31 protein-coding genes are annotated in these 26,843 nt (G+C 73.6%); 21 read left to right on the top strand and 10 right to left on the bottom strand.

What is annotated here, in order from left to right:
* Window positions 1–169: 169 nt before the first annotated feature.
* Complete coding sequence (locus EDD39_RS03835; protein ID WP_123553377.1) at window positions 170–1,459, bottom strand: ABC transporter substrate-binding protein; 1,290 nt, start codon at window positions 1,457–1,459, stop codon at window positions 170–172.
* A 296-nt stretch (window positions 1,460–1,755) separates the two neighbouring features.
* Between EDD39_RS03835 and EDD39_RS03830 the strand changes: the two genes are divergently transcribed.
* From EDD39_RS03830 to EDD39_RS38885, 8 genes are all read left to right on the top strand, one after another.
* Entirely contained in the window at window positions 1,756–2,193 is a 438-nt protein-coding gene (locus EDD39_RS03830; protein ID WP_227480391.1) for an SCO4402 family protein, read from the top strand.
* A gap of 115 nt (window positions 2,194–2,308) precedes the next feature.
* Entirely contained in the window at window positions 2,309–3,172 is an 864-nt protein-coding gene (purU, locus tag EDD39_RS03825; RefSeq protein WP_123553376.1) for a formyltetrahydrofolate deformylase, read from the top strand.
* A gap of 389 nt (window positions 3,173–3,561) precedes the next feature.
* Window positions 3,562–4,029, top strand: a complete 468-nt coding sequence (locus tag EDD39_RS03820; protein WP_123553375.1) for an ATP-binding protein — start codon at window positions 3,562–3,564, stop codon at window positions 4,027–4,029.
* A gap of 393 nt (window positions 4,030–4,422) precedes the next feature.
* Window positions 4,423–5,691: an MFS transporter gene (locus EDD39_RS03815; protein ID WP_244256591.1), complete on the top strand. Its 1,269-nt coding sequence runs from the start codon at window positions 4,423–4,425 to the stop codon at window positions 5,689–5,691.
* Window positions 5,692–5,775: 84 nt separating this feature from the next.
* The gene (locus EDD39_RS03810; protein ID WP_123553373.1) at window positions 5,776–7,098 is read left to right on the top strand and encodes an MFS transporter; all 1,323 of its coding nucleotides are present in this window, start codon (window positions 5,776–5,778) and stop codon (window positions 7,096–7,098) included.
* 9 nt (window positions 7,099–7,107) lie between these two features.
* Window positions 7,108–7,626 (top strand): GNAT family N-acetyltransferase, encoded by a 519-nt coding sequence (locus tag EDD39_RS03805; protein WP_123553372.1) that lies wholly within the window; start codon window positions 7,108–7,110, stop codon window positions 7,624–7,626.
* An 83-nt stretch (window positions 7,627–7,709) separates the two neighbouring features.
* Window positions 7,710–8,039 (top strand): DUF4229 domain-containing protein, encoded by a 330-nt coding sequence (locus EDD39_RS39255; protein WP_035953918.1) that lies wholly within the window; start codon window positions 7,710–7,712, stop codon window positions 8,037–8,039.
* Window positions 8,040–8,044: 5 nt separating this feature from the next.
* Window positions 8,045–9,055, top strand: a complete 1,011-nt coding sequence (locus EDD39_RS38885; RefSeq protein WP_162869935.1) for a LacI family DNA-binding transcriptional regulator — start codon at window positions 8,045–8,047, stop codon at window positions 9,053–9,055.
* Between the two features lie 32 nt (window positions 9,056–9,087).
* Here the strand turns inward: EDD39_RS38885 and EDD39_RS03785 are convergent, their stop codons facing one another.
* Both EDD39_RS03785 and EDD39_RS03780 read right to left on the bottom strand, forming a co-directional pair.
* On the bottom strand, window positions 9,088–9,522 hold the full coding sequence (locus tag EDD39_RS03785; protein WP_123553371.1) for a GNAT family N-acetyltransferase: 435 nt from the start codon (window positions 9,520–9,522) through the stop codon (window positions 9,088–9,090).
* Between the two features lie 67 nt (window positions 9,523–9,589).
* Window positions 9,590–10,792 (bottom strand): MFS transporter, encoded by a 1,203-nt coding sequence (locus tag EDD39_RS03780; protein WP_123553370.1) that lies wholly within the window; start codon window positions 10,790–10,792, stop codon window positions 9,590–9,592.
* 417 nt (window positions 10,793–11,209) lie between these two features.
* Between EDD39_RS03780 and EDD39_RS03775 the strand changes: the two genes are divergently transcribed.
* The gene (locus tag EDD39_RS03775; RefSeq protein ID WP_123553369.1) at window positions 11,210–12,541 is read left to right on the top strand and encodes a dicarboxylate/amino acid:cation symporter; all 1,332 of its coding nucleotides are present in this window, start codon (window positions 11,210–11,212) and stop codon (window positions 12,539–12,541) included.
* A 125-nt stretch (window positions 12,542–12,666) separates the two neighbouring features.
* Complete coding sequence (locus EDD39_RS03770; RefSeq protein ID WP_123553368.1) at window positions 12,667–13,227, top strand: Uma2 family endonuclease; 561 nt, start codon at window positions 12,667–12,669, stop codon at window positions 13,225–13,227.
* Window positions 13,228–13,237: 10 nt separating this feature from the next.
* Here the strand turns inward: EDD39_RS03770 and EDD39_RS03765 are convergent, their stop codons facing one another.
* On the bottom strand, window positions 13,238–13,786 hold the full coding sequence (locus tag EDD39_RS03765) for a DUF1707 SHOCT-like domain-containing protein (protein WP_244256590.1): 549 nt from the start codon (window positions 13,784–13,786) through the stop codon (window positions 13,238–13,240).
* Window positions 13,787–13,886: 100 nt separating this feature from the next.
* On the opposite strand from EDD39_RS03765, the gene EDD39_RS03760 reads away from it, so the two are divergent.
* On the top strand, window positions 13,887–14,249 hold the full coding sequence (locus EDD39_RS03760) for a DUF1304 domain-containing protein (RefSeq protein ID WP_123553367.1): 363 nt from the start codon (window positions 13,887–13,889) through the stop codon (window positions 14,247–14,249).
* Window positions 14,246–14,809 (top strand): TetR/AcrR family transcriptional regulator, encoded by a 564-nt coding sequence (locus EDD39_RS03755; protein WP_123553366.1) that lies wholly within the window; start codon window positions 14,246–14,248, stop codon window positions 14,807–14,809. The genes EDD39_RS03760 and EDD39_RS03755 overlap by 4 nt, the downstream gene beginning before the upstream one ends.
* Before the next feature lie 84 nt (window positions 14,810–14,893).
* Here EDD39_RS03755 and EDD39_RS03750 read toward each other — a convergent pair whose 3' ends face one another.
* Together EDD39_RS03750 and EDD39_RS03745 are read right to left on the bottom strand one after the other, a co-directional pair.
* Window positions 14,894–15,892, bottom strand: a complete 999-nt coding sequence (locus tag EDD39_RS03750; RefSeq protein WP_123553365.1) for a bile acid:sodium symporter family protein — start codon at window positions 15,890–15,892, stop codon at window positions 14,894–14,896.
* 222 nt (window positions 15,893–16,114) lie between these two features.
* Window positions 16,115–16,318, bottom strand: coding sequence for a cold-shock protein (locus EDD39_RS03745; RefSeq protein WP_003998944.1), 204 nt, complete (start codon window positions 16,316–16,318; stop codon window positions 16,115–16,117).
* A 354-nt stretch (window positions 16,319–16,672) separates the two neighbouring features.
* On the opposite strand from EDD39_RS03745, the gene EDD39_RS03740 reads away from it, so the two are divergent.
* The 7 genes from EDD39_RS03740 to EDD39_RS03710 all read left to right on the top strand — a co-directional run bounded on the left by EDD39_RS03740 (window position 16,673) and on the right by EDD39_RS03710 (window position 24,131).
* On the top strand, window positions 16,673–17,560 hold the full coding sequence (locus tag EDD39_RS03740) for a menaquinone biosynthetic enzyme MqnA/MqnD family protein (protein WP_123553364.1): 888 nt from the start codon (window positions 16,673–16,675) through the stop codon (window positions 17,558–17,560).
* Between the two features lie 100 nt (window positions 17,561–17,660).
* On the top strand, window positions 17,661–19,286 hold the full coding sequence (locus EDD39_RS03735) for a serine/threonine-protein kinase (protein WP_123553363.1): 1,626 nt from the start codon (window positions 17,661–17,663) through the stop codon (window positions 19,284–19,286).
* Between the two features lie 111 nt (window positions 19,287–19,397).
* Complete coding sequence (gene mqnC, locus EDD39_RS03730) at window positions 19,398–20,606, top strand: cyclic dehypoxanthinyl futalosine synthase (protein ID WP_162869934.1); 1,209 nt, start codon at window positions 19,398–19,400, stop codon at window positions 20,604–20,606.
* Between the two features lie 19 nt (window positions 20,607–20,625).
* Window positions 20,626–21,225 (top strand): hypothetical protein, encoded by a 600-nt coding sequence (locus EDD39_RS03725; protein ID WP_123553362.1) that lies wholly within the window; start codon window positions 20,626–20,628, stop codon window positions 21,223–21,225.
* Between the two features lie 289 nt (window positions 21,226–21,514).
* On the top strand, window positions 21,515–22,018 hold the full coding sequence (locus EDD39_RS03720) for a hypothetical protein (protein ID WP_123817623.1): 504 nt from the start codon (window positions 21,515–21,517) through the stop codon (window positions 22,016–22,018).
* Window positions 22,019–22,062: 44 nt separating this feature from the next.
* Window positions 22,063–22,758 carry a demethylmenaquinone methyltransferase gene (locus EDD39_RS03715; RefSeq protein WP_123553360.1) on the top strand — a complete coding sequence of 232 codons (696 nt, stop codon included), beginning with the start codon at window positions 22,063–22,065 and terminating at the stop codon, window positions 22,756–22,758.
* Between the two features lie 95 nt (window positions 22,759–22,853).
* Window positions 22,854–24,131: a geranylgeranyl reductase family protein gene (locus tag EDD39_RS03710; RefSeq protein WP_123553359.1), complete on the top strand. Its 1,278-nt coding sequence runs from the start codon at window positions 22,854–22,856 to the stop codon at window positions 24,129–24,131.
* Window positions 24,132–24,203: 72 nt separating this feature from the next.
* Here EDD39_RS03710 and EDD39_RS03705 read toward each other — a convergent pair whose 3' ends face one another.
* Together EDD39_RS03705 and EDD39_RS03700 are read right to left on the bottom strand one after the other, a co-directional pair.
* Window positions 24,204–24,611 (bottom strand): PIN domain-containing protein, encoded by a 408-nt coding sequence (locus EDD39_RS03705; RefSeq protein WP_123553358.1) that lies wholly within the window; start codon window positions 24,609–24,611, stop codon window positions 24,204–24,206.
* Window positions 24,608–24,841 (bottom strand): type II toxin-antitoxin system VapB family antitoxin, encoded by a 234-nt coding sequence (locus tag EDD39_RS03700; protein ID WP_123553357.1) that lies wholly within the window; start codon window positions 24,839–24,841, stop codon window positions 24,608–24,610. Before EDD39_RS03700 ends, EDD39_RS03705 begins: the two co-directional genes overlap by 4 nt.
* 245 nt (window positions 24,842–25,086) lie before the next feature.
* On the opposite strand from EDD39_RS03700, the gene EDD39_RS03695 reads away from it, so the two are divergent.
* Both EDD39_RS03695 and EDD39_RS03690 read left to right on the top strand, forming a co-directional pair.
* On the top strand, window positions 25,087–25,854 hold the full coding sequence (locus EDD39_RS03695; RefSeq protein WP_341869285.1) for a helix-turn-helix domain-containing protein: 768 nt from the start codon (window positions 25,087–25,089) through the stop codon (window positions 25,852–25,854).
* Window positions 25,841–26,053, top strand: a complete 213-nt coding sequence (locus EDD39_RS03690; RefSeq protein WP_123553356.1) for a DUF397 domain-containing protein — start codon at window positions 25,841–25,843, stop codon at window positions 26,051–26,053. The genes EDD39_RS03695 and EDD39_RS03690 overlap by 14 nt, the downstream gene beginning before the upstream one ends.
* A gap of 26 nt (window positions 26,054–26,079) precedes the next feature.
* On the opposite strand, the gene EDD39_RS03685 is transcribed toward EDD39_RS03690, so the two are convergent.
* A complete protein-coding gene (locus tag EDD39_RS03685; RefSeq protein WP_123560111.1) occupies window positions 26,080–26,526 on the bottom strand; it encodes a PIN domain-containing protein in 447 nt (148 codons plus the stop codon).
* Window positions 26,523–26,762 (bottom strand): hypothetical protein, encoded by a 240-nt coding sequence (locus EDD39_RS03680; protein WP_123553355.1) that lies wholly within the window; start codon window positions 26,760–26,762, stop codon window positions 26,523–26,525. The genes EDD39_RS03685 and EDD39_RS03680 overlap by 4 nt, the downstream gene beginning before the upstream one ends.
* Between the last annotated feature and the right edge of the window lie 81 nt (window positions 26,763–26,843).

Here is a 26,843-nt window from a genome sequence, read left to right as displayed (position 1 = left end):
GTGCAACACACTGTCCTGCGAGGCGATCTGGCTGTGGGTGCTCGGTTGGCCGCGCAGTTCCCCGCGCCCCTGCTTGCGCAGGGTCTGGCGCGCAGCAGTCACCCCCGTGCCCCTGGCTTTCGCAGGGTCCGGCGCGCAGCAGTCACCCCCGCGTCCCTGCTTGTGCCGGTTATGCCGGGGGCGTGTCGCCGGTGAGGACCCAGCGGACGTCGGTGAAGCCCTGGTGCTGTTCGGTGAGGCGGCCGTTCTGGACGCGTTGGAAGGTCACCGAGGTGTTGACCAGGCGGGGGGAGTCGGCGCTGGGGAGCATGTTGGCGATGCCCCAGCCGAGGGGCGGGGTGGTGCCGGCGGTGTCGATGGGGTCGCCGCTGTCGAGGATCACCTGGAGGGCCTTGGGGGTGATCGGCTTGCTGCGGTCGATCCGGCCGGCGGCCTGGCGGAGCACCTGGTAGGCGACCCAGGTGGTCTGCACGCCGGGGTCGGAGACGTCGATGGTGGCGCCGTTGCCGTAGTTGTGGGCGGTGGTGCGCAGGGCGTCCCAGACGGGGGAGGACTCGGCGGGGAACCAGCCGGTGGCGTACGCGCCGCGCAGCGGGCCGTTGTCGCCGCCGGTGGAGTCGACCACGGACTGCTGGAAGGAGCCGATGACCGAGGCGAGTTGGGTGTTCTTCGGGTTGGCGCGGCGGTACGGGTCGAGCAGGTTGGCGGTGGGTTCGGCGCCGAGGGCGGAGAGCAGGCAGTTGCCGGTCCGGTCGTCGCCGATGGCCCGGCGGGCCTCCTGCGAGTAGTCGTTGGACTTCTCGGGGGCCTTGATGTCGACGACCTTGATCCCGGTCTGCTTGACGGCGCCGCCGAGGTGGTTGACCAGGGCGTCGCCGGCCCGGGTGTCGGGGCGGATCAGGGCGATCTGCTTGCAGCCGGCCTCGACCAGCTGGCGTCCGCTGCCCGCGACCAGGGCGGGCAGGCCGCCGTTGACCGGGTAGGAGAGCGGGCTGCTGAACTCGGGGCCGGAGAGGCCGTAGCCGCCGATGAAGGGGATGCCGGCCTGTTCGAGGATCGGCATGAAGTTGCTGCCGTACTGGCTGGCGGAGCCGACCACGGCCACCGCGTGGGCGTTGACGGCCTGGTCGGCGCAGGCGGTGGCGCCGTCGGTGGTGTCGTGCTCGTTGCAGGTCAGGATCCGGACCTTGCGGCCGGCCAGGCCGTCGTGGTCGTTGAGTTCGCGGCCGACGGCCTCGGCGAGGGCGGTCATGCCGGGGCGGTCGGCGGCGCCGGTGCCGGACGGGGCCCAGGTCATCACGGTGACGTCCTTGCCGGCGGCGTCGGCGGCGGCGGGCCCTCCGCAGGCGGAGGCGGAGAGCAGGGCGGGCAGCAGCGCGGCCGAGGCCGCGAGGGCGGCGGTGGCGCGGCGGCGTCCGCTGACGGCGGGGGGCGGCTGGGGGGTTCCGTTCCGCGTCATGGCGCTCTCTTCCTCCTGGACGTGCTGCTGCGGGCTGTCCCGTGCTCCGTTGCGCAGGCTCGGCGGATCAAGGGTGGTGGCCACCGGGCACGCCGAGAGGGACGTGATGTGAACGGATCGCCAACGGGGGAGTAACACGGAGCGCCACCGGTGCGTGACGCGTGTAGAGGGAGGGGTGTGGAGCGGGCGGGGCCGGGAACGTACGATCGACTCCCGTGTCAGACAGCATGGATTCCGCGTACCGGTCTGCCCGAAGCACTTCTCGAACGGGCGGCCGCTCCAGCACCATGGGCGGCATGCCCCTGAGCGATCTGCCCTGGTGGCGCTGGCGGGCCCGGATCCGCTCGGCGCTGCACATGTTCTCCGACCCCGGTTTCCAGCGGGCGGCCTGGCTGGACGGCCCCGGCGGGTACGGCGACCTCACCGACGCCGTGTACCGGCTGGTGGAGGACAGCTGGCTGGACCGCTGGTCGGCGGAGAAGTACGTCGGCTCGGTGTTCCGGGACTCCGCGGAGGCGGTCGCGGTGGACGGCGCGGTGCTGCGGGTGCTGCGGATCGTGCACCAGGTCGGCGCGGACGCCCCGGCCGCCGCGTACCTGGGCCACCCGGACTGGCCGGAGGCGGTGCGGGCGGCCCGCGAGGCGCACTACCGGCTGGCGGTGGCCGACGGCGACGACCCGGACCTGCCGCCCTGCTCGCCGGCGGAGCTGGGGCGGCTGACCGCGCGCGGCTGACCGGCGGCGGCGGGGGAGTCTCGGGTGGCGGTCGGCGGCCCCGCGGCGGGGCGATCTGTGCCAGGCTGGGCCGTTGCCGTCCACCCACCCGAGCCGAGAAACGGGGCCCCGCACGATGGAAGAGACCGTCCGCTCCCAGTACGTCCTGACGCTGTCCTGCCCCGACAAGCAGGGCATCGTGCACGCGGTCTCCAGCTACCTGTTCATGACGGGCTGCAACATCATCGACAGCCAGCAGTTCGGCGACGGCGGCACCGGCCTGTTCTTCATGCGGGTGCACTTCTCGGCCGAGCAGCCGGTGACCGCGGAGAAGCTCCGGGCGAGCTTCGCGGCGGTCGGCGCCTCGTTCCGGATGGAGTGGCAGATCCACGAGTCCGCGGAGCGGATGCGGGTGCTGCTGATGGTCTCCAAGTTCGGGCACTGCCTGAACGACCTGCTGTTCCGCACCCGGATCGGGGCGCTGCCGGTGGAGATCGCCGGCGTGGTCTCCAACCACACCGACTTCCGCGAGCTGACCGAGTCGTACGGCATCCCGTTCCACCACCTTCCGGTGACCAAGGACACCAAGGCGGACGCCGAGCAGCGGCTGCTCGACCTGGTCGCCGAGCAGCGGATCGACCTGGTGGTGCTGGCCCGCTACATGCAGGTGCTCTCGGACGACCTGTGCAAGGCGCTCTCCGGACGGGTCATCAACATCCACCACTCCTTCCTGCCGAGCTTCAAGGGCGCCAAGCCGTACCACCAGGCGCACGCCCGGGGCGTGAAGCTGATCGGCGCCACCGCGCACTACGTCACCGCGGACCTGGACGAGGGCCCGATCATCGAGCAGGAGGTCGCCCGGGTCACCCACGACGTCACCCCCGAGCAGCTGGTGGCGCTCGGCCGGGACGTCGAGTGCCAGGCGCTGGCCCGCGCGGTGAAGTGGCACAGCGAGCGCCGGGTGCTGCTGAACGGCACCCGCACGGTGGTGTTCGCCTGACGGCGGGCCCGCCTGACGCCCGTTCAGCACCCTTCCCCCGTACGGGGCCCGGACGTTCGAGGCCCGTCGGACATTTGTAGGAAGGGTGGTTCGCCCGTGGCGGGACGGTGCCGGAGCGCCCCCCGGCGGTACGGTCGGGGGTACCCGCGAGGGCGGTGCCGCCGACCGGTCGTGCGAACCCCGGCAGGGTGAGCGGGACAGTATGCACCGAGCCGTCCCCCGAACGCTGGAATATGCCCGAAGCTCTTGCTGCGACCCGGTCGCGGAATCATTCTGGGGCGTATTCGTGTCGATGCCATGGGCAGTCCCGGTCGGTGACCTCCGCTCCGTGCGGCCGACCGGACCGGCGGGATCAAGCGGGCCGAATACCTAGTGCGGGTGGTGGAACGGTGCAGGTACTCCAGGTACAGCTGGCGGTCCAGGCGGACCCGGCGGAGGTGGCACGGGCCAGGCGGTGGGTCCGCGACCGGCTGCGGGCCGGCGGGATCGACCAGGACTCCCCGGTGGCCGAGACCCTGGTGCTGGTGGTCTCCGAACTGGTCACCAACGCGGTGGTGCACACCGGCCACCCGGCGGTGCTCAGACTGCTGCTGCCGGTCGACCCCGCCGCCGCGCCCGCGCCGGTCCGGGTGGAGGTCGCCGACGCCAGCCGCACCGCCCCCGCGCCGCGGCACGCCGGGGCCGACGAGGACGCCACCAACGGCCGCGGCCTGGAGCTGGTCGAGCTGCTCTGCGAGCGCTGGGGCTGGTACCCGGACGGCTCCGGCAAGCGGGTGTGGTGCGAGATCGGCGGCCCGGACGGGGCGCCCTGCGCGGCGGCCGCGCAGCCGGCGGCCCCGGTGGCCTCGGCCCGCTGAGCGGGGACGGCCCCGGGGGCCGTCCCCGGCGCCGCGCGCCGGTTGCGCGCGGCCCACGCCCCGGGCAACCCTGTCTGAATTTCGGACAACCCATTGACGTGACGTATCCGACTGATCACTCTTGGGTGCGGCGCCCGTTGCGAGGGGACGCCGAGGGAGACCGGGCGGTGCCGACACTCAGGGGGTCGTTGGCCGACCCCGTCCGGAACCTCGGCGAAATCGGGCCGCCCGGGCGTCACGGCTTCAGGGCCCGGACGCCGACCGGACGGCGGTCCGCCGTGCCGTGCTCGGGGTGCGCACGGCGGGCCGTCGTGCGGTCACCCGGCGCGCAGACGCCGCATCGTGACCCGAAATCACTGGAAACCGGCAGTGGTCTACACCAAAACTGTGCTGGTGACCGCACCCGAACTACACGCCGCCCCCATCCCGCAGGTCAGCGCAGTGAAACCGCCCGCGATCTGGTCGGGCAACTTCCGCCTCTACTTCACCGCCCGCTCGGCCGGACTGCTGAGCGACGCGATGCTCCCCGTCGCCGTCTCGGCCGGCCTGATCGCCGCCCACCACTCGACCTCCACGGTCGGGTTCGCCATGGCCTTCCTGCTCGGCCCGTTCGCCGGACTGGTGCTGTTCGGCGGCGTGCTGGCCGACCGGTTCACCGCCCGGCGGCTGATGATCTTCGCGGACCTGCTCAACCTCACCACCCGGATCCTGCTCGCGCTGCTCTTCTTCCGCGGCGTCGACCAGCTCTGGCAGCTCTACCTGCTGCTCGCACTGGCCGGGACCGCCGCCGCGATGTTCCAGCCCGGCGCGGCCTCCACCGTCCCGCTGGTCTCCACCGACGTGCAGGGCGCCAACGGCGTGCTGCGGATCTCCGAGGCGCTCACCACCCTGGTCGGCCCGCCGCTGGCCGGCCTGCTCGCCGCCGCCTCCACCGGCTGGGTGATGGTGATCGCCGCCGTGATGTACGCGATCAGCGCCTGCTGCCTGCTCGCGCTGCGGCTCGGCCCGGTCCCCGCCCCGCCGCCCGGCGACAGCCTGTGGCGCAACCTGGTCGGCGGCTGGCACGAGTTCTGGTCCCGCAGCTGGATGTGGGGCGTCATCCTGATCTGGATGGCCTTCACCGTGCTCTCCTGGGGCCCGCTCGGCCCGGTGGTGGCCGGCCAGGTCATCGCGCGCGAGGGCGGCACCGTCTACGGCCTGATCAACGGCATGTTCGGCGCGGGCACCGTGATCGGCGGCCTGCTGGCGATCCGGGTCAAGCCGACCCGCCCGCTCGCGGCCGGCGCGGTGGCCCTGTTCACCTTCGCCGTCCAGCAGTTCGCGTTCGCGGCCGGACTGCCCTGGCCGCTGCTCGGCACCGCCCAGCTGGTCTCCGGCATCGGCATCAGCTTCTGGGGCGTCATGTGGGCCACCAGCGTGCAGACCCAGGTGCCCGGCGAGGTGCTCAACCGGATCCACGCGTACGAGGTGGCGGGCTCCGTCTGCATGTTCCCGATCGGCTCCGCGCTGGCCGGGCCCGCCGTCGACGCCCTGGGCGCGACCCGGGTGTACCTGATCGGCGGCGTCGTCACCCTGGCCGTCGCCGCGACGCTGCTGCTCAGCCCGCCGATCCGCGGCCTGCGCCGGGTGCCCGACGGCGGGGCGGTGGCCTCCGGGCACTGAACGGCCGCCCGCTGTCAGGAATTCGGGCATTCGTGGCAGCCGGAGCCGTCGTGGCGGCGGGGCCGGACCGGGAGACTCGGACGGGTGAAGGAACTGGAACTCACCCCCGCCCCCGCCGCGGAACCGGCCGGGGGCCCGCCCCGCCCCCGCCGCACCCCCCGGGTCCACTACGGCTGGATCGTGGTGGCCGTCTCGCTGGTCGTGCTGATCGGCTCGGCCGGGTTCCGTTCCACGCCCAGCCTGATGATGGACGCCCTGCACAACGAGTTCGGCTGGTCCCGCGCCACCATCTCCAGCGCCGTCTCGGTCAACCTCGCCCTCTACGGCCTCACCGCGCCGTTCGCCGCCGCCCTGATGGACCGCTTCGGCGTCCGGCCGGTGGTGGTCTGCGCGCTGCTGACCATCTCCACCGGCGCCGGGCTCACCATGCTGATGACCCACCCCTGGCAGCTGATCCTGTGCTGGGGCGTGCTGGTCGGCCTCGGCAGCGGCTCGATGGCCGGGGCCTTCGCCACCACCATCTCCGGCCGCTGGTTCGAGGCCCGGCAGGGCCTGGTCACCGGCGTCCTCACCGCGGCCGGCGCGGCCGGGAACCTGGTCTTCATGCCGGTGCTCGCCGCGCTCGTCGAGCGGCACGGCTGGCGGACGGCCGTCGTGGTGGTCTCGCTCTGCGCCACCGCGGTGGCCGTCCCCGTCCTGCTGCTGATGCGCGAACACCCGGCCGACGTCGGGCAGTTGCCCTACGGCGCGACCTCGGCCCCGCCGCCGCCGGCCACCGACGGGTCGGCGGTCGCCCGCTCGCTGCGGGTGCTGCGCGGGGCGCTGCGGGTGCGGGCGTTCTGGCTGCTGGCCGGCTCCTTCGCCATCTGCGGCGCCACCACCGTCGGCCTGGTCGGCACCCACTTCATCCCGGCCGCCCACGACCACGGCATGCCGGTCACCACCGGCGCCTCGCTGCTCGCCCTGATCGGCGTCTTCGACGTCGCCGGGACGATCGCCAGCGGCTGGTTCACCGACCGCTTCGAGCCGGTCCGGCTGCTGGTCGTCTACTACGCGCTGCGCGGGCTCTCGCTGGCCTGCCTGCCCGCCCTGTTCGGCGAGAGCCTGCGGCCGCCGATCCTGGCCTTCGTGATCTTCTACGGCCTCGACTGGGTGGCCACCGTCCCGCCCACCGTCGCGCTCTGCCGCCGCCACTTCGGCCCGGACGCCCCGATCGTCTTCGGCTGGGTGCTGGCCGCCCACCAGGTCGGCGCCGCCGCGGTGGCCGGCCTGGCGGGGCTGGCCCGCGACAGCTTCGGCGACTACGACAGCACCTGGTACGCGGCGGGCGCGCTGTGCGCGGTGGCCGTGGGCTGCTGCCTGGCGCTGCGCCGAGCGGGCACGGGGGGTGCGGGCGCGCCCGTCTAGGCTGGCCGCATGACCTTGCGATTCGTGCTGGACCCGGACCCGACGCCCGCGTTGCGCGAGGAGATCACGCAGCTGTGGACGGACGTGTCCAACGCCGGGGGCGCGGTGGGGTTCGTGCCGCCGGTGGAGGCGGCGCAGGTCCGGCCGGTCGCGGAGCGGCAGTTCGGGGCGCTGGGGCCGGACCGGCTGCTGGTCGGCCACGAGCCGGGCGGGCGGGTCGCCGCGGTGGTCTTCTTCGAGGACATGCGCTTCGACCTGATGGACCACTGGCGGATGCTGAAGCGGGTGATGGTGCACCCCGACTTCCAGGGCCGCGGCTACGGGGCGCAGTTGCTGGCGGAGGCGGAGCGGGTGGCCCGGGGGTGGGGGCTGGCCGGGCTGCGGCTGACGCTGCGCGGCGGGCACGGGCTGGAGAAGTTCTACGGGCGCAGCGGGTACCTGGAGGTGGGCCGGGTGCCGGGGGCGATCCGGGTGGCCCCCGGGGACGACCGGGACGACGTGACGATGTGGCTCGACCTGCGCGCCTGAGCGGTGTGAGGTCGTGCTTCACTGGGAGGGCCATTACCCCCGCGCGCCCCGCGGCGCGACCCGGCAGCGAAGGACGAACCCCGGTGAGCAGCAAGAACCACGCCACGCTCCGCTACACCTCCCTGCGGGTGAGCATCTTCCTGGCCTGCCTGCTGGTCGCCCTGCTGCTGGGTCACTTCAAGGTGATCCCGGTGGTCGGCGCGATGGGCGTGCTGCTGCTGTTCGTGCTGGCCGCGGTGGCCTCGTCGGCGGTCAGCTACGTGGTGCTGAGCAAGCAGCGCGACGAGATGTCGGCGCAGATCGCGGCCCGGATCGAGTCCCGCAAGTCCCGGGCGGTGGCGCGGGACGCGGCCGAGGACGCGGCGGACGACGCGGCCCGGGCGGCCGCGTCCCGGCAGGCGCAGGCCGGCTGACGGCGTTGGCGGAGCGCCCGCCCGGCGAGGGCGCGCGCCGCCGTCCGACCGGCCGTGACGTGGCCCGGCTGGCGGGGGTGTCGCAGGCGACGGTCTCGCTGGTGTTCTCCGGCAGCGCCGGGCACCGGGTCTCGGCGGCGACCAGCGAGCGGATCCACGCCGCGGCCCGCGAGTTGGGCTACCGCCCGCAGGCGGCCGGCCGGCAGTTGCGGCTGGGGCGCAGCGGGATGGTGCTGCTGGCGGTGCCGAACCTGCTGGGGCCGTTCTTCGGCCGGGTGCTGACCGGCGTCCACGAGGAGGCGGCCCGGCACGGGCTGGCCGTGGTGGTCTCCAGCGGCTGGGACGCGGCGGTGCTGGCCGAGGCGGCCGCGGCCGGGCGGTTCGACGGGCTGCTGGTGTGCTCGCCGGACGACGGGCAGCTGGGCCCGCTGCCCGCGGACACCGCGGCGGTGTTCCTGGACGCCGACCCGGCGGCCCACCCGGGCCGCCCGACGCTGGAGCTGGACCTGGCGGCGGGCATGCGGGCGGCGGTCGACCACCTGGCGGGGCTGGGCCACCGGCGGATCGGCTACCTGCGCTCGGTGCACTCGGCGCACACCTTCCGGGTCCGGCAGGCGGCGTTCGCGGCGGCCTCGGCGCAGCTGGAGGTGCGGGAGCTGGCGGTCGGCCTGAATGAGGGCAGCCGGGAGGCGGAGCGGGCGGCCCGGGAGCTGCTGGACGGGCCGGGGCGGCCGCGCGCGGTGGTGTGCGACGACGACGTGGTGGCGTCCGGGCTGTACCGGGCGGCGGGGCAGCTGGGGCTGCGGATCCCGCAGGACCTGTCGGTGGTCGGGATGGACAACATTCCGGTGGCGGAGCTGCTCAGCCCGCCGCTGACCACGGTGGACCTGCCGGGCGAGGAGCTGGGCCGGGCCGGGCTGGCCGCGCTGGTGTCCCTGCTGGAGGGCGAACTGCCGCCGCCGGCGGGCCCGTTGGCGACCACGCTGGTGGTGCGCGGGTCCACCGCGGCGGCCTGAGCGGAGCGGGGCGGGCCGTTCCGGCGGCGGGGCTACTGCTCGCCGAGGATCATCCACTTCTCCGGCACCGCCATCGGCTCGAAGCCGACCTTGGCGTACACCTCGTGCGCGTCCCGGGTGGCGAGCAGCAGGCGGCGCAGGCCGCGGTCGGCGAGCTCGTCGCGGACGGCGGCGGCCAGCGCGGTGCCCAGGCCCCGGCCGCGGGCCCCGGGGGCGATGTAGACGTCGCACAGCCAGGCGAAGGTGGCGTGGTCGGTGACCACCCGGGCGTAGCCGACCTGGGCGCCCGAAACGTCCTCGTACAGGCCGAAGTTGAGCGAGTTGTCGATGGCCCGCTCCTGCTTGTCGCGGGGGCGGCCGAGCGCCCAGTAGGCGTCCTCGGAGAGCCAGCGGTGCACGGCCTCCCGGTCGAGGCGGGCGGGGTCGGTGGAGAGGCTGTGGCCGGTGGGCAGCTGGTGACTCGTCATGCCGCGCATCCAAGCAGGGTGGCGCGGCGCGGGCGAGCGGTTTGCGGGCGGGCCCGGGCCCGGGCGCTCAGACCAGGGCGGGGGCGGGGGCCGGGGCGTCGGCGGGACGCAGCCGGGTGCGGGCGGCGAGCAGCAGCAGGCCGCCGAGGGTGATGCCGCCGGCCGCGCACAGGGCGACGGCGTGCAGCGAGGTGTCGACCAGGGCGCCTGAGACCGCGTAGCCGGCCGCGTTGCCGGTGGCGAACAGGGTGACCAGCCAGGCGAACGCCTCGGTGACGGTGCCGGTCGGGGCGAGTTCGGCGACCAGCACGAACGCGGCGGCCAGCAGCGGGGCCAGGCCCAGGCCGGAGACGAAGGCCAGCGCGGCCATCGGCCGGGGGCCGGGCAGGAGCAGCAGCGGCAGGTAGCAGGCGGCCATGCCGAGGGCGAGCACCCAGGTGCGGGTCGCGGTACCGGCCCGCCAGCGGGCGGTGCCGTAGGCCAGCGCGCCGAGCAGTCCGGCCAGCGCGGCCAGCGCGAGCAGCGTCCCGGCGCCGCCGGGCAGGCCGCCGGGGTGCTGCTCGGCGTACGCGATGAACAGCACGTTCTGCGCGCCGACCGCCCAGCCGGCGCCGGCCAGGCCGAGCAGCAGCAGGACCAGCCCGGGGGAGCGCAGCGGGCCGAGCAGTCCGGCGGAGGCCGCGCGCGGCGGGGCCTGCCAGGCCCGGGCGGGGGCGGACCCGGCCACCACCAGGGCGCCGAGCAGGCCGAGCACGGCGGCGGTCCAGAGCGCGGCGGTGGGGGAGAGGGCGCCGGCGATCCCGGCGACGGCGAGCGGCCCGGCGACGTACAGCACCTGCTGGGAGGCGGAGTCGAAGGCGTAGGCGGTGTCGAGCTGTTCGGGTTCGACGACGTCGGGCCACAGCGAGCGCAGGCAGGGTTCCAGCGGGGGCATGCAGAGTCCGGCGACGGCGGCGCCGAGCGGGGCGGCGAGGGCGGAGCCGGGGGCGAGGGCGAGCAGCGCGTAGCCGGTGCCGGCCAGCGCGGCGGAGGCGAGCAGGACGCGGGGCTGCCCGGTGAGGTCGACCAGCCGGCCGAGGACGGGCCCGCCGACGGCGGCGGCGATCGCGTACGCGGCGGTGGCCAGGCCGATCCGGCTGTACGGGGCGCCGGCCTCGCGCAGGGCGAGCGCGATCACCAGGGCGGTCATGCCGGCGGGGAGCCGGCCGAGCAGGGTGCCGAGCAGCAGCCGGGTGACGTGCGGGGCGCGGAGCAGGGCGGTGTAGCCCATGGGTGTCCTTCCGGCGGCGTGGTGTCCCTTCAAGTTATACGTATAACCGGAAAGACGTCAAAGCTGCCCGGTCAGGCTGACGGCCCGTCAGGAAAGGGTGGTTCGGCAACGATCTCAAACAAGTACTTTGAACATCTCAAAGGTTTGTTGCTAGTGTGCCGGTCATGACCACCGCAGACGCCGCGCGCCAGGCCGGGACGAGCACCCCGCTCGTGCCGCGCTGCCCGCGTCTGCCCGGTGCCGTGGACGGCCCGCGCCGCTGTCGCTCCGGCGGCTGTATGCGGGCGGCACGCCACTCCTGACGCCACCGACCCCGTCGGTCCCCCCGGGTCTCCCCGCCCGGCCCCCGCGTCCGTCGTGCCGCCGCCTCCGCCCCACTCCTCCCCCCGCTCCACCAGCCCCCGGAGACGCACACCCATGTCCACCGCGCCCGCGCCCACCCTGCTGGGACGCCTCCGCCGCACCCCCTTCTGGGTCCAGATCGTCGGCGGCCTCGTCCTCGGCCTGCTGCTCGGCTGGATCGCCCGCGCCGGCGACGTCAGCTGGCTGACCACCACCCTGGACACCATCGGCAAGACCTTCGTCCAGCTGCTCAAGCTGGCCGTCCCGCCGCTGGTGTTCACCGCGATCATCGTCTCGGTCGCCAACCTGCGGAACGTCACCAACGCCGCCCGGCTCGCCGTCCGCACCCTGTTCTGGTTCCTCGCCACCTCGCTGATCGCGGTGGCCGTCGGCCTCGGCCTCGGCCTGCTCACCGACCCCGGCAAGGGCGCCAACCTCTCCACCGCCGGGGTCAAGGGCGTGGAGAAGGGCGGCACCTGGGTCGACTTCCTGACCGGCATCATCCCGAGCAACATCGCCGACGCCTTCCTCAAGGTGAACGTCCTGCAGATCGTCTTCCTCGGCGTGGTCGTCGGCGCGGCCGTCCTCAAGCTCGGCGAGAAGGCCGAGCCGGTCCGCAAGATCTCCGAGGCCGTCCTCGAACTCGTCCAGACCGCCCTGTGGTGGGTCATCCGGCTCGCCCCGCTCGGCACCCTCGGCCTGATCGGCAAGTCCGTCGCCGTCTACGGCTGGGACCTGCTCAAGCCCTTCTCCACCCTCACCATCGACGTCTACGCCGGCTGCGCGATCGTCCTGTTCGGCGTCTACTCGCTGCTGCTGCGCTTCGTCGGCGGCCTCAACCCGCTGAACTTCTTCAAGGGCGCCTGGCCCGCGATCCAGCTCGCCTTCGTCTCCCGCTCCTCGGTCGGCACCCTGCCGGTCACCCGCCGGGTCACCGAGCGCCTGGGCGTTCCGTCCGAATACGCGAGCTTTGCGGTGCCGTTCGGCGCGACCACCAAGATGGACGGCTGCGCCGCGATCTACCCGTCGCTCGCCGCGATCTTCGTCGCCCAGGTGTACGGCATCGACCTCGGCATCAAGGACTACCTGCTGATCGCCTTCGTCTCGGTGATCGGCTCCGCGGCCACCGCCGGCCTCACCGGCGCGATCGTGATGCTCACCCTGACCCTCTCCACCCTGGGCCTCCCGCTGGAGGGCGTCGGCCTGCTGCTGGCGATCGACCCGATCCTCGACATGATGCGCACCGCCACCAACGTGGCCGGTCAGGTCGTCGTCCCGATCCTGGTCTCCGCCCGCGAGAAGACCCTCGACCTCGCCGCCTACAACGCCCCCACCGGTGACCTCCTCGCGGAGGACCGCCCGGCCGCCGTCCCGGCCCAGACCGCCGGCGAGCCCGTCGCCGCCTGACGCCGGGCCCGCCCCGCCACACGAAGGCCCGCACCCCGGGAGGGTGCGGGCCTTCGCACGTTGGAGTGAGTTCGCTTGGGGCGGGGCGGGGCGGTCGGTAGCGTGGAGGCGACGAAGGAGGGGCGATGAGCGCGCTGCCCAGCGAGCGGTCGTACGACGCCGCCGATCCGGAACGGGCCCTGAAGTACGCGATCCAGCACTATGCCGGTGACCGCGTCCAGATCGTGGAAGGAGTCATCGAGCCGATGTCGCCAGGGTGGGACCGCGAATCGATCGCCAGCCACCTGCGCCGCCAACTGACGGCCCGGGTCTTCGATCTCGACTGCGTGATGGGCGCGGGGGACTTGGACCTGCCAGGGTCGAGCAATTGGTACATCCCCGACGTCGCGGTCGTGCCCGAAGCACTGGCGAAGGGCAGCGCCGCTCTGCTGCCCGACCAGACGCTGCTGGTGGTCGAGGTGACGTCCGACTCGAACGCGGACACCGACCGGGTGGTGAAGCGGCGTCGGTACGCCGAGTACGGGGCGCCGCTCTACCTGTTGATCGATCGTCAGGACCGGGCCTGCACGCTGTTCTCCGAGCCGGGCGCGCTCGGGTACACCCGGGCGGTCGGGCCACTGCCGTTCGGGGAGCCGGTCGAGCTGCCGGAGCCGTTCGGGCTGCGGGTGGACACCTCCCGGTTCTGACGCGGGGGGCTCAGCGGCGGGCGTGGCGGATCTTGAGGCGGCCGAAGCCCGGGGTGCCGGTGATGCGGATGGTGGGGCCCGGGGTGGGGGCGGGGGTGCGCGGGGGGCGGTAGCGGACGGTCTTCCAGGACTGCTGGAGGCCGTCGAGGTCGACGGTGGCGTCGCGCGGGACGGTGATGGTGGTGCGGCCGAAGCCGGCGCCGAGTTCGATGTCGACGACCGGGTGGTCGATGACCGCGGCGCTCAGGTCGAGGTGGACCTTGGCGAAGGCGGAGGCGACGGTCAGGGTGCGCGGGACGCGCCAGGGGCCGCGGCGGACCAGGCGGCCGTTCATCGCGCTGAGCGTGACGGAGCTGCCGGGGGCCTCGGCGGGCAGGTCGTGCAGGACGGCGTCGAGGTCGGCGCGGACGGTGGCGGTGAGGGCCGCGTGGACCCGCTGGTCGAGTTCGTCCTGGGTGATCCGCTCCTCGGCGTAGGCGAGTTGGAGGCGTTCGACGGCGGCGTCCCGGTCGGCGGCGGCGATCCGGGTCTGCGGCTGGTCCGGCGGGGAGGAGGTCACCCGGGCAGCGTAGTGGGCGGGCGGGGTGCCGGGGGAGCGGGCTGGTTCCTGGACAGACGTCCGGCTATTGTGGACACCTGTCCAGGAAAGGGGAGTGGCCATGGAGGTCGCGGCGGCGGTGCTGGTCGGGGCGGTGGCCCTGTTGCACGGGTACATCCTGGTGCTGGAGATGTTCCTGTGGGAGAAGGCGCCGGGGCGGGCACTGTCCGGGTTCGACGCGGAACTGGCCCGGCGGACGGCCCCGTTGGCGGCCAACCAGGGCCTGTACAACGGGTTCCTGGCGGCGGGCCTGGTCTGGGGCCTGCTGGCGGACGACCCGACGGGCTTCCGGGTGCGGGTGTTCTTCCTGGCCTGCGTGCTGGTCGCGGGCCTGTACGGCGGCCTGACCGCGAACCGGCGGATCCTGCTCGCCCAGGCCCTGCCCGGGGCGCTGGCGCTGACCGCGGTGCTGGTGGCGGGGTGAGCGCGGCGGGCGACCCGAGGGCGGAGCGGACCAGGGCGAAGCTGCGGGCCGCGCTGCTGGCCGAGTGCGCGGACCGCCCGCTGGCCGACCTGGCCGTGGCGGCGGTGGTGCGCCGGGCGGGGGTCGGCCGGGCGACGTTCTACCTGCACTACCCGGACCTGTCGGCGCTGGCCGTGGACGCCTGCGCGGGCGTGGTCCGGGACGCGGTGGAGGCGCTGCACGCCTGGCGGGGCGTCGCGGACCCGGCGGCGCCGCCGTCCGCGCTGGTCGGGTTCTTCGACCGGGCGGACACCCACCGCGGCCTGTACCGGGAACTGCTGGCACCGGGCGGCGGCGGCCCGCTCGGGCCGGTGCTCCACCGGGAGCTGCGGGAACGCAGCCGCACCGAGCGGGAGTTGGCGGGCGCCCCGGACGCCCCGCTGGTCGCCGCGGCGGTCGCGGGCGCGTTCACCGGCGTCCTGGCGGACTGGCTGCACGGACTGGTCGACGAACCGCCGGCGGCCGTCGCGGGACGGGTGTGGCGGCTGCTGATCGGACTGCACCGCACGCCGCTGGGGTGACGGCGGGGGAGGGGGAAGGGCGAGAGAGACGGGCGGGAGTCGGGGTGGCTCGGCTGCGCCGGCGGGGCCGGGGCGTCAGGCCCGTCAGGTCCGGCGGGCCCAGCGCTGGGCGAGGACGGTGCAGACCATCAGCTGGAGCTGGTGGAAGAGCATCAGCGGGAGGACGGCGAGGCCGACGGCGGAGGCCGGGAACAGGATGGTGGCCAGCGGGAGGCCGTTGGCCAGTGACTTCTTGGAACCGCAGAACTGGATGGTGATCCGGTCCGGGCGGGAGAAGCCGAGCCGGCGGGAGGCGAGGTGGGTGAAGCCCAGGACGGCGGAGAGCAGGGCCAGGGAGACCGCCACCAGCCAGAGCAGCTGGCCGGTGGTGACCCGGCTCCAGATCCCTTCGCGGACGCCCTCGCCGAACGCGCTGTAGACGATCAGCAGGATCGAGCCGCGGTCCACCAGCATGGTGACCAGCCGGTGCCGGGTGATCCACGGGCCGACCCAGCGGCGCAGCAGCTGGCCGAGGGCGAACGGGACGAGCAGCTGCAGGACGATGTCGAGCACCTGGCCGCCGTCCACGCCGACGCCGGAGGCGCCGGTGAGCAGCCAGGCCGCCAGCAGCGGGGTGAGGACGATGCCGAGCAGGCTGGAGAAGGTGGCCGCGCAGATCGCCGCCGCGACGTTGCCGCCCGCGACCGAGGTGAACGCGATCGAGGACTGCACGGTGGACGGCAGCAGGGTGAGGAAGAGCACGCCGGTGAACAGCTGCGGGGGCAGCACCGCGTCCGGCAGCAGCCGGGTGGCCTCGCCGAGCAGCGGGAACAGGACGAAGGTGCAGCCCAGGATCAGCAGGTGCAGCCGCCAGTGCCGGGCGCCGGCCAGCGCCTCCTGCGGGGAGAGCCGGGCGCCGTACAGGAAGAAGAGCAGGGCGACGGCGAGCCGGACCGCGCCGGTGACGGCGGTGGCGGCGGGGCCGCGGGCGGGCAGCAGGGAGGCCAGCAGGACGGTGCCGAGCAGCAGCAGGAGGTAGGTGTCGATGCCGATCCGGCCGAGGGAGCGGTCGAGGGCGCGGTGGGCGGACCGGAGGCGGTGCATGCACCGATGATCTCCCGGCGGGACCGGCCGGAACGGGCGGGGGTCCGCGGACGGGGAGCGGGCGCGGGGCGCCCGGAACGGGACCGGGCGGGAAATGCGGGCGGAATCGGGAAATGCGGGGGAAACGGGAAAAGGCAGGAGGCCCGCCGACGGCGGGCCTCCTTGGGAACTGCTACTCGTACGGACCCGAGGGGCCGTGAGCGATCAATGGGAGATCCCGTCTCAGACGGGGGTGACGTTCTCCGCCTGCGGGCCCTTCGGGCCCTGGGTGACGTCGAAGCTGACCGCCTGGTTCTCCTCCAGCGAGCGGAAGCCGCTCGCGTTGATGGCGGAGTAGTGGACGAAGACGTCGGGGCCGCCGCCCTCCTGGGCGATGAAGCCGAAGCCCTTCTCGGCGTTGAACCACTTGACGGTTCCGGTCGCCATACCGTTCTCCTTGCGAGGGACGTTGTGGACGCCACACCTTGTGGCGCCCGGGTCCGCTGCGCTGATCGCCCCGCCTCCGGACGAGTCCGGAGTTTTTCGCACAGTGCTTCAATCAATGCTCAATTGACGCCTGATACTGCTGAAAAATTACAAAAAGCCTGCGGTTACATGCTCCGCAGGCTCCAAGTACTGCAAGGGGAATCAAACTGCAACTGAGGGGAACGGTAGCACGCGGTGGCTGCCCCGACCAGGGGTGAACAACGGTGTCGAACGGTGTGTCGGGCACCGGGTGCGGACCGTCCCAATCAGCGGGCATACCCTGCCGGGAGAGCACCAACGGCAAGGGAGCACACGGTGAGCAGTAGCGATGCCGGACGGTCGGAGACCGCGGTCAGGCCGCGGGTCGGACACATCCAGTTCCTCAACTGTCTTCCCCTCTACTGGGGCCTCGCGCGCACGGGCAACCTGCTCGACCTCGACCTCAGCAAGGACACCCCGGAGAAGCTCAGCGACCGGCTGGTGTCCGGCGCCCTCGACATCGGCCCGATCACCTGCGTGGAGTACCTGCGGCACGCCGACCGGCTGGTGGTGCTCCCCGACATCGCGGTGGGCAGCGACGGCCCGGTGATGTCCTGCGTGATCGTCAGCAAGGTCCCGCTGGCCGGACTCGACGGCCGCCGGGTCGCCCTCGGCTCGACCAGCCGCACCTCCGTCCGGCTGGCCCGGCTGCTGCTCGAGGAGCGCGAGGGCGTGCACCCCGAGTACTTCTCCTGCCCGCCCGACCTGGACGCGATGCTGGCCGAGGCCGACGCCGCCGTCCTGATCGGCGACCCCGCGCTGCGCGCCTCGCTGGAACAGGCCCCCCGGCAGGGGCTGGCCGTGCACGACCTCGGCGCGATGTGGAAGGACTGGACCGGGCTGCCGTTCGTCTTCGCGGTCTGGGCCGCCCGCCGCGAGTACGCCGAGCAGCACCCCGCGCTGACCGCCGCCGTCCACCGGGCCTTCCTGGAGTCCCGCGACCTCTCGCTGGCCGAGGCCGCCAAGGTCGCCGAACAGGCCGCCCGCTGGGAGGAGTTCGACGCCCCGCTGCTGGAGACCTACTTCTCCGAGGCGCTCGACTTCTCGCTCGGCGAGCGCCAACTCGCCGGCCTCGCCGAGTTCGCCCGCCGGGTCGCCCCCGACAGCGGCTTCGCCCCCGACGTGCCGATCCGGCTGCTGGAGGCCGTGCCCGCGGTGGTCTGAGCCCCCGACGCGTTCCCGACCGGCCCGGCGCCCTGGGATGATCGGAGCGCCCGGGGCGGTACGGCACCCGGCGGCGACCCGCGGTGCGAGGGGGACGGGCATGGAACTGCTGACGGCCGACGACCCGTCGGCGATCGGCGACTACCGGCTGCTGCGCCGGCTCGGCGCCGGTGGCATGGGCCGGGTCTACCTGGGCCGCACCGCGGGCGGGCGGACCGTCGCGGTCAAGGTGGTGCGCCCCGAACTCGCCGACGACCCCGAGTTCCGGGCCAGGTTCCGCCAGGAGGTGTCCGCGGCCCGCCGGGTCGGCGGCCGCTGGACCGCCCCCGTGCTGGACGCCGACACCGAGGGCCCCCGCCCCTGGGTCGCCACCGGCTACGTGGCCGGCCCCGCCCTCGGCGAGGCCGTCCGCACCGCCGGCCCGCTCCCGGTCCGCTCGGTGCACGCCCTCGGCGCCCGGCTCGCCGAAGCCCTCGAACAGGTGCACGCGCTCGGCCTGGTGCACCGGGACGTCAAACCGTCCAACGTGCTGCTCACCCTGGACGGGCCCCGGCTGATCGACTTCGGCGTCGCCCGCGCGCTGGACGCCGCCTCCACCTACACCCACAGCGGCTACGTGGTCGGCTCGCCCGGCTTCATGTCGCCCGAACAGGCCGCCGGCTCGCCCACCGGACCGGCCGGCGACGTCTTCTCGCTCGGCGCCCTGCTCGCCTACGCCGCCACCGGCACCGCCCCGTTCGGCGAAGGCGTCAGCGCCCCCGTCCTGCTCTACCGGGTGCTCCACGAGGAACCGGAACTCGGCGGTCTGGACGGCGAGTTGCTGGACACCGTGACCGCCTGCCTGGCCAAGGACCCGGCCCACCGGCCCACCCCCGCCGCGCTGCGCGCCCGGCTCGCCCCGGGCGCCGCGAACGGCCCCGAGGGCTGGCTGCCCGGCCCGCTGGCCGCCGCGGTCGGCCGGGCCGCCGTCGAACTCCTCGACCTGGAGGGCGACAGCGGCCCGGCCGGAACCGCCCCCGTCGACCGGCAGCCCACCGTGCTCGACGGCGGACCGCGCCGGGCCCCGCGGCCGGAGCCGGTCCCCGGGCCGGGGCGGCGGCGCCGGACGCTGTGGGCCGTGCTGGCGGCCGTGGCGGTGCTGGCCGCCGGGTACGGCGGGCTGGCCGCCGGCGGCCACCTGCCCTGGAACCGGGCCGCCCCCGGCAGCAGCCCCTCGCCCGGGCAGGACGCCGTCACCGGCACCCCGAGCCCCGGCGCCGCCGCGAGCGGCAGCCGCACCCCGCGGCCGAGCGGAGCGGCGAGCCCGGGCGGCAGTGCGAGCGCGAGTTCGAGCGCGAGTGCGGGTACGAGTGCGGGGGCGAGCGGTTCGGGCAAGGCGCTGCCCGACGCCTTCCTCGGCACCTTCAGGGGCGACATCACCACCAAGATCGTCCCGCTGGCGTCCACCTTCACCGTCACCTTCACCGCCGGCCGGGTCGGCGAGGAGGTCGGCCGCACCAGCAACGCCTCCCAACTCAGCAGCACCGTCTGCCGGGGCGTGCTCACCCTGCTCTCCGTCACCGACGCCGAAGTGCTGCTCCAGGAACGCCCGGACGGCAACGACAGCGCCTGCACCGGCGTCCCCGAGAAGCAGCGCTACACCCTGCTCGGCACCGGCGGCCTGCACCTGGCGGTCAGCGGGGCCCCGCTCGGCAGCGACCCCGAGGGCGACCTGGCCAAGCAGTAGGCGGCCCGGTCAAGCGGCGGGCGGCGCGGGAAGAGGGCTGCAACGGGCGGGAAATGTGCTGGCGTAGGCTGAGCGGGTCCGCCCCTTCGACGAAGAAAGCAGGCCCGCCAGGTGTCCGAGCAGAACCTTTCCGCGACCCAGTTGCAGGCCGTGCTGGACCGGGCCGCCGAGGGCGGCCGGATCACCGCCGAGGAGGCGCTGGAGCTGTACCGGTCGGCCCCGCTGCACGCGCTCGGCGCGGCCGCGGACGCGGTGCGGCGGCGGCGGTACGCGGGTGTCGAGCACATCGCCACGTACATCATCGAGCGGAACATCAACTACACCAACGTCTGCGTGACCGCGTGCAAGTTCTGCGCGTTCTACGTGCCGCCGAAGAGCGAGAAGGGCTGGTCGCGGGACCTGGACGAGATCCTGCGCCGGTGCGCGGAGACCGTCGAGCTCGGCGGCACCCAGATCATGTTCCAGGGCGGGCACCACCCCGACTACGGCGTCGAGTACTACGAGGAGAACTTCGCCGCGATCAAGGCCGGGTTCCCGCAGCTGGTGATCCACTCGCTGGGCGCCTCCGAGGTCGAGCACATGGCGAAGATCTCGGGCGTCCCGATCGAGGAGGCGATCACCCGGATCCACGCGGCGGGCCTCGACTCGTTCGCGGGCGCCGGTGCCGAACTGCTGCCCGAGCGGCCGCGCAAGGCGATCGCCCCGCTCAAGGAGTCCGGCGAGCGCTGGCTGGAGATCATGGAGACCGCGCACCGGCTCGGTGTCGAGTCCACCTCCACCATGCTGATGGGCACCGGCGAGACCAACGCCGAGCGGATCGAGCACCTGCGGATGATCCGCGACGTGCAGGACCGCACCGGCGGCTTCCGGGCGTTCATCCCCTACACCTACCAGCCGCAGAACAACCACCTGAAGGGCTCGACCCAGGCCACGGTCTTCGAGTACCTGCGGATGATCGCCGTCGCCCGGCTCTTCCTCGACAACGTCGCCCACATCCAGGGCTCCTGGCTCACCACCGGCAAGGAGGCCGGCCAACTCTCCCTGCACTACGGCGCGGACGACCTCGGCTCGGTCATGCTGGAGGAGAACGTCGTCTCCGCGGCCGGCGCCAAGCACCGCTCCAACCTGCACGAACTGATCCACCTGATCCGCACCGCAGGCCGGGTGCCCGCCCAGCGCGCCACCACGTACGAGCACCTGCGGGTCCTCGACGACCCGGCCAACGACCCGGTCGACCCGCGGGTCGCCTCGCACATCGCCTCCACCGCGATCGAGGGCGGCACCGCGCACCCCGAACTCACCATCCTGGCCGCCAACTGACGGCCCCGGCCCGAGTCCGATGTTGACACTGCACCGGGCGGGGCTGCTGTTCACCGGCACCGCGCTGATCGAGGACGGGGCGGTGCTGGTCGACGGCGCGACCGTCACCGCGATCGGGCCCGCCGCGGAGCTGCCGGGCGGCCCGGCGCGAGTCCGGGAGTGGCCCGGGGTGCTGGTGCCCGGACTGCTCAACCGGCACGGGGCGTGGCTGCTGGAGCACGCCTACCACCCCGACCCGCGGGAAGGGCTCGGGGAACGGCCGCTGGCGCCCCCCGCCGGGCTGGGCGACGAACAGTGGGGCGGCAGCGCCCGGCGCGGACTGCAACGGCTGCTCGGGCACGGGGTGACGGCCCTCGCCGGGACGTTCGCCCGGGCCGCGGTCCGGACGGCGGTCGGGCGGTCCGGCCTGCGACGGCCTCCCGGCGGGGACCCCTCCCCGGGCGGCCTCGACCCGCTCGCGGAGCGGGCGTTGACGGCTGCGCTGCACCGGCCGCTGGTGGTCGGCGGGGCGGCGGACTTCGCGGTGTTCGCGGCGGGGGCGGTCGAGGAGCTCGACGGGGGCGGGGCGGTCTGCCTGGGGACGGTGCTGGACGGGCGGTTGCTGTACCGGCGGCGGTAGGGGCAGGGGCGGAGAGGTCGCGGGTGTTTCGGGGTGCTGTCTTTCACGAGCCCTCAGCAGCACGGACTTTTCGGTGGGCTCCGGCCTGCAGCAGCATCGACCCGCCGTTTCCCGGGCTCCTGACGGGGTCCTGGTGAGGTGGGGGTTTTCTGACTGGTCGTGACCCGGGGCGGTTTTTGCGGCTACCATCCCGGTCAGACCTCTGCCGAGCCCAGGAACAGGACGTATGCGCGCCACGACCCCCGAACGTGTGCGGACCAGACCGGCTCGGGGCTGGTACGTCGGGGCCGTGCTGAGTGCCGTGGTGGCGGTGGCGATGTGCCTGCTGGGGTGGCGCCAGGCGGACCAGGCCGACCGGATCGACGCGCACCCGGTGCGGGTCGAGGGGACGGTCACTCAACTGCCGGGCGGCAGCGGGACGTACAGCCAGATCACGTACCCGGTGGACGGGCGGCGGTTGACCGCGGCGGACCTGTGGCTGCCGGCGGGGGCCCAGGTGGGGGACCCGATCTGTCTGGAACGGGCGGCGGACGACCCGTCCGCGGTGCGGGTGTGCGGGAAGACCTACCCGCAGCCGGTCGGGGTCGGGCTGGCGCAGACTAGCGTGCCGGCGGCGGTGCTGCTGTGCGCGCTGTGCGTGTGGCGGATCCGGCGGTTCCGGCGGCACCAGGCGGGGGAGGAGCGGGCGCAGGCCGGCTTCGCGGTGGCGTTCGCGGCGGAGGGGATGCCCGCGCTGACCCAGGGGAAGCGCTCCCGGCGCCGCCGCAAGGGGGGCCGCCGCGCCCTGCGGTGAGCCCCAGTGCCCGTCCGCGGCACCGCAAGGTGAACAATGGGGGCGTGACCCGAGCCCATCTGGACAAGCAGCCGCAGGACGTCGCCGCCATGTTCGACGACGTCGCGGCCAAGTACGACCGCACCAATGACGTGCTCTCGCTGGGCCAGGCCCGGCTGTGGCGCCGGGCGGTGGCCGATGCGGTGGGCGCCGTCGCGGGCCAGCGCATCCTGGACCTCGGTGCGGGCACCGGGACGTCCTCGCTGCCGTTCCTGGAGGCGGGCGCCGACGTGGTGCCGTGCGACTTCTCGATCGGGATGCTGACCGAGGGGAAGGGCCGGCACCCCGAACTGGCCCTGACCGCGGGCGACGCGACCCGGCTGCCGTTCGCCGACGAGTCGTTCGACGCCGTGACGATCTCGTTCGCGCTGCGCAACGTGCAGGAGCACGAGGTGGCGATGCGCGAGATGCTGCGGGTGACCAAGCCCGGCGGGAAGCTGGTGATCTGCGAGTTCTCCACGCCGACCTGGACGCCGCTGCGGACGGTGTACACCGAGTACCTGATGCGGGCGCTGCCGCCGGTGGCGACCAAGGTGTCCTCCAACCCGGAGGCGTACGTGTACCTCGCCGAGTCGATCCGGGCCTGGCCGGACCAGCCCGCGCTGGCCGCCGAGTTGCAGCAGGCGGGCTGGACGAAGGTGGCGTGGCGCAACCTGACCGGCGGCATCGTCGCCCTCCACCGCGGCTTCAAGGCGCCGTAGACTGCGGTGGTTCGGCACTCCGTCCGCCGCCGAGGCGCTGACGGGGCGTCGGCCCCCGACTCCGTGACCCCGACGCGCTCAGGAGAGAGCCCCGTATGACCGAGACCGCCGTCGAGTCCACCGCCGACGTCATCGTGGTCGGTGCCGGTCCGGCCGGCTCCACCACCGCGTACTGGCTGGCCCAGGCGGGCCTGGACGTGCTGCTGCTGGAGAAGACCGAGTTCCCGCGCGAGAAGGTGTGCGGGGACGGCCTGACCCCGCGCGCCGTCAAGCAGCTGGTCGACATGGGCATCGACGTGTCCGCCGAGGGCTGGCTGCGCAACAAGGGCCTGCGGATCATCGGCGGCGGCGTCCGGCTGGAGCTGGACTGGCCGGACCTCGCCTCCTTCCCCGACTACGGGCTGGTGCGCAAGCGCGCCGACTTCGACGAACTGCTCGCCCGGCAGGCGCAGAAGGCCGGCGCCCGGCTGTACGAGAACTGCAACGTCAGCGGGCCCGTGCAGGACCGGACCGGCCGGATCACCGGCGTGACGGCGAAGCTCGGACCGGACAAGCGGGAGGTCGAGTTCCACGCCCCGCTGGTGGTCGCCGCGGACGGCAACTCGACCCGGCTGTCGCTGGCCATGGGCCTGCACCGGCTGGAGTCCCGGCCGATGGGCGTCGCCTACCGGACGTACTTCACCTCGCCCCGGCACGACGACGACTACCTGGAGTCCTGGCTGGAGCTGTGGGACACCCGCGGCGGGCAGAAGAAGCTGCTGCCCGGCTACGGCTGGATCTTCGGCATGGGCGACGGCACCTCCAACGTCGGCCTCGGCATCCTCAACTCCTCGCCCGCCTTCGGCGACCTGAACTGGCGCGAGGTGCTGAAGAGCTGGTGCGCCGGCATGCCCGAGGAGTGGGGCTACACGCCGGAGAACATGACCGAACCGATCCGCGGCGCCGCGCTGCCGATGGCCTTCAACCGGCAGCCGCACTACACCCGCGGCCTGCTGCTGGTCGGCGACGCGGGCGGCATGGTCAACCCGTTCAACGGCGAGGGCATCGCCTATGCGATGGAATCCGGCCAACTCGCGGCGGGCGTCATCGTCCAGGCGATGGCCCGGATCACCCCCGAGGGCCGGGAACGCGCCCTGGCCCGCTACCCGCAGCTGCTCAAGGACACCTACGGCGGCTACTACACGCTCGGCCGCGCCTTCGTGAAGCTGATCGGCAACGACCGGGTGATGCGGATCGCCGCCGAACGCGGCCTGACCCACCCCGTGCTGATGAAGTTCGTCCTCAAGCTGCTCGCCAACCTGACCGACCCGAGCGGCGGCGACGCCGCCGACCGCATCATCAACGGCCTGGCCAAGGTGGCACCGCGGGCTTGATCCTTCAGGTCTCCGGAAGGCGGCGGACGGGCGCGGGAGCGCCGGTCCGCCGCCTTTCGCGTGCGGTGGTGTTCAGTGCCGGGCGTCCCGCTCGCGGAGGTCGGGTACGACGGACGCGACGGTGGTGAAGTCGTTGTCGACGTGCAGCACCGTGAGGTCGTGATGGGCGGCGGTGGCGCAGACCAGCAGGTCGATCGCACCGGCCGAGCGGTGCAGGCCCCGCTGCGTCAGCCGGTACTGGGCGGAATCCACCCACCGCCAGGCCGACTTGGGCACCGCGGCGGTGCCGCACAGGGTGTCCAGCTCGTCGGCCAGCTCGTCGCGATGCGCCGGACTCGTGGCGGAGTACAGGAACTCGGCGCGGGTGGGCTCGCAGACGTGCAGCGCCCCGGCGGCGATGTGCCCCTCCCAGGCGCGCAGCGCCCCCGGGGTGCGGAACAGGTGCCACAAGGCCGAGGCGTCGACCAGGTAGCCGATCAATCGAGGCCCTCCTGGCGGGCCCGCTTGGCGGCGGCCCGCGCGGCCGCGGCCGCGTCGAACTCGCCCCGGGCGCCCCTGGCGGCGAGCCGTTCCGCCGCCTCCAACCGCTTCATGCGCGCCGTGTACTCGCGGAGGGCGGTGTTGACGGTGTCCTTCTTGGTGGTGGTGCCCATGAGTTTCATCGCCGCGGCGAGGGCCTCGTCGTCGATGTCGATCTGCGTGACGCTCACTCCGCGCCTCCGGGGCTGTGGGCAATGTTGATACCCAGCATATTTCATCAACATCGCTCGGGCCGGCACGGAGTACAGCCCCGGGCGGGTGCAGTCGGTCCGTTCCCATCCCGGGGCGACTACTTCCAGCCGTACGCTGGTGGCGGCAACAGGGTGGTAGGGAAAGGGATTTGACGCATGGCGTACCCGAAGCCACTGGACCCCTGCGAGTCGCCCAGGTCGTTCTCGGCTCGGAGCTGCGTCGGTTGCGCGAGGACCGGGGGCTGTCCCAGGAACGGCTGGGCGAGCTGGTCTTCTGCTCCGGCGCGTACGTCGGTCAGATCGAGGCCGCGACCCGCCGGCCGCAGGAGGACATGTCCGAACGCTTCGACAGCGTGCTCGAAACGGGCGGCCACTTCGCCCGGCTGTACCCTCCGGTCACCCGTACGCGCTTCGCCGAGTACTTCACGGCCGCCGCCGAACTCCAGGCCGTGGCCCTGACGATCAGCGAGTACGCCCCGGTCCTCGTACCGGGGCTGCTCCAGACGCCGGAGTACGCGCGGGCCCTCTTCCGCTCCGCCCAGCCCCTGCGTTCGGCGGCGGAGACCGACGATCTGGTCAGCCTGCGGATGGACCGTGCGCGCCTCCTGGAAGGCCCTACGAGTCCGATGCTCCGGGTGGTCCTGGACGAGAGCGCGATCCGTCGCCCGATCGGTGGCGCGGCGACAATGGCCGGACAGCTCTCCCACCTCGCGGCGCTGATGCGGGAGCACCGGATCATCGTCCAGGTGCTCCCGTACTCCGCCGGTGCCCGTGCATTGCTGGAGGGCGCGCTGTCTCTCATGACCTTCGCCGACGCTCCGCCGGTGGCGTACCTCGAAGGCCCCCATGCCGGTCAACTGGTCGACGATCCGTCCACCGTTGCCAAGTGCCTGCTGTCCTATGATTTCGTGCGGGCCGCCGCGCTGTCGCCGGAGGCGTCCCTGCCCCTGATCGAGTCGGCGGCGGAGGAACACGCACATGGGCAAGAGTGACCACCACGACCGGCCCGAGCAGTGGCGCAAGAGTAGCTACAGCGGCGGAAACAACGGGAACTGCGTCGAGGTGGACGACGCCCGCCCCGGCACCGTCCGGGACTCCAAGGACCCGGACGGCCCCCGGCTGTGCTTCGCTCCGCAGGCGTGGTCGGCCTTCGTCGCGGGCGTCAAGCGGGGCGCGTTCGGCGAGGTGTGACCCGCCCGGTCGGCCGGGAGGCGGGTTCAGACGTGGACGATCTTCACCACGGGTGAGCCCGGGAGTTCCTCGACGGCCTTGCACAGCGCCGGGACGTGCGACCGGTCGGAGGTGACGAGCAGGACCGGCGGGGTGCAGAGGGCGGCGGTGGCGACCACGAGGGCGTCGACCAGGCACTCGTGCCCATCGAGGCCCGAGATGTCGAGCAGGTGGGCGGCGGCGTCCATCACCGCGTCGGTGACGGGCTTCACGTCGAAGCGGGAGAGCAGGAACCGGAGCCGTTCGGCGGCGGGGCCGCTCCGGCGGACCTCCAGCGGCGTCAGGGCGGAGAGCGCGACCCGGCGGCCGGTGCGTTCGGCCACCTCGATGCGCGCCCGCATGCCCTCGTCGCCGTCGACGTGCAGCGAGAGCCCCTGGGCATCCAGGACCAAGGTGCCCTCGCTCCTGGCCTCGACCTTGAGACGCTTGCTCACCACTCTCGTTCCGCCTGCTCCAGCGCCTCGGCGGACACGGGGCCGAACTCCTCGCGATCGGCGGCGACCACCTCGCGGAGCTTCTGGGCGGCCAGCCATTCTTCTAGGGCTTCGGACACGACGGAGGAGAAACCGGTCCGGCCGGTGCGCTCCTCGACTTCGTTGATCAACGACTGGGCCAGCGACACCGACCGCTTGCCGGCGCGCTCGTGGCTCTTGCGGGCGGGGACAGTCATACCCAAACGGTAGCACCGTCGGTAGGAAAAAATGCGGCCCGCGGCTTCGCGGGATGGTCGGGGCTGGCGGGAAAGCGCTTG

The sequence above is a fragment of the Kitasatospora cineracea genome, from assembly GCF_003751605.1.
In the GTDB taxonomy this organism is placed as follows: domain Bacteria; phylum Actinomycetota; class Actinomycetes; order Streptomycetales; family Streptomycetaceae; genus Kitasatospora; species Kitasatospora cineracea.
This window is presented reverse-complemented; position numbering and strand designations above follow the sequence as displayed.

Bases quoted from the DNA above. Each gene is read 5' to 3' on its own strand.
- EDD39_RS03745 (WP_003998944.1), bottom strand. From the start codon at position 16,318: ATGGCGACCGGAACCGTCAAGTGGTTCAACGCCGAGAAGGGCTTCGGC.
- EDD39_RS03735 (WP_123553363.1), top strand. From the start codon at position 17,661: ATGGAACTGCTGACGGCCGACGACCCGTCGGCGATCGGCGACTACCGG.
- EDD39_RS03805 (WP_123553372.1), top strand. From the start codon at position 7,108: ATGACCTTGCGATTCGTGCTGGACCCGGACCCGACGCCCGCGTTGCGC.
- EDD39_RS03835 (WP_123553377.1), bottom strand. From the start codon at position 1,459: ATGACGCGGAACGGAACCCCCCAGCCGCCCCCCGCCGTCAGCGGACGC.
- EDD39_RS03780 (WP_123553370.1), bottom strand. From the start codon at position 10,792: ATGGGCTACACCGCCCTGCTCCGCGCCCCGCACGTCACCCGGCTGCTG.
- EDD39_RS03725 (WP_123553362.1), top strand. From the start codon at position 20,626: ATGTTGACACTGCACCGGGCGGGGCTGCTGTTCACCGGCACCGCGCTG.
- purU (WP_123553376.1), top strand. From the start codon at position 2,309: ATGGAAGAGACCGTCCGCTCCCAGTACGTCCTGACGCTGTCCTGCCCC.
- EDD39_RS03775 (WP_123553369.1), top strand. From the start codon at position 11,210: ATGTCCACCGCGCCCGCGCCCACCCTGCTGGGACGCCTCCGCCGCACC.
- EDD39_RS03690 (WP_123553356.1), top strand. From the start codon at position 25,841: ATGGGCAAGAGTGACCACCACGACCGGCCCGAGCAGTGGCGCAAGAGT.
- EDD39_RS03785 (WP_123553371.1), bottom strand. From the start codon at position 9,522: ATGACGAGTCACCAGCTGCCCACCGGCCACAGCCTCTCCACCGACCCC.
- EDD39_RS03680 (WP_123553355.1), bottom strand. From the start codon at position 26,762: ATGACTGTCCCCGCCCGCAAGAGCCACGAGCGCGCCGGCAAGCGGTCG.
- EDD39_RS03770 (WP_123553368.1), top strand. From the start codon at position 12,667: ATGAGCGCGCTGCCCAGCGAGCGGTCGTACGACGCCGCCGATCCGGAA.
- EDD39_RS03710 (WP_123553359.1), top strand. From the start codon at position 22,854: ATGACCGAGACCGCCGTCGAGTCCACCGCCGACGTCATCGTGGTCGGT.
- EDD39_RS03830 (WP_227480391.1), top strand. From the start codon at position 1,756: ATGCCCCTGAGCGATCTGCCCTGGTGGCGCTGGCGGGCCCGGATCCGC.
- EDD39_RS03760 (WP_123553367.1), top strand. From the start codon at position 13,887: ATGGAGGTCGCGGCGGCGGTGCTGGTCGGGGCGGTGGCCCTGTTGCAC.
- EDD39_RS03750 (WP_123553365.1), bottom strand. From the start codon at position 15,892: ATGCACCGCCTCCGGTCCGCCCACCGCGCCCTCGACCGCTCCCTCGGC.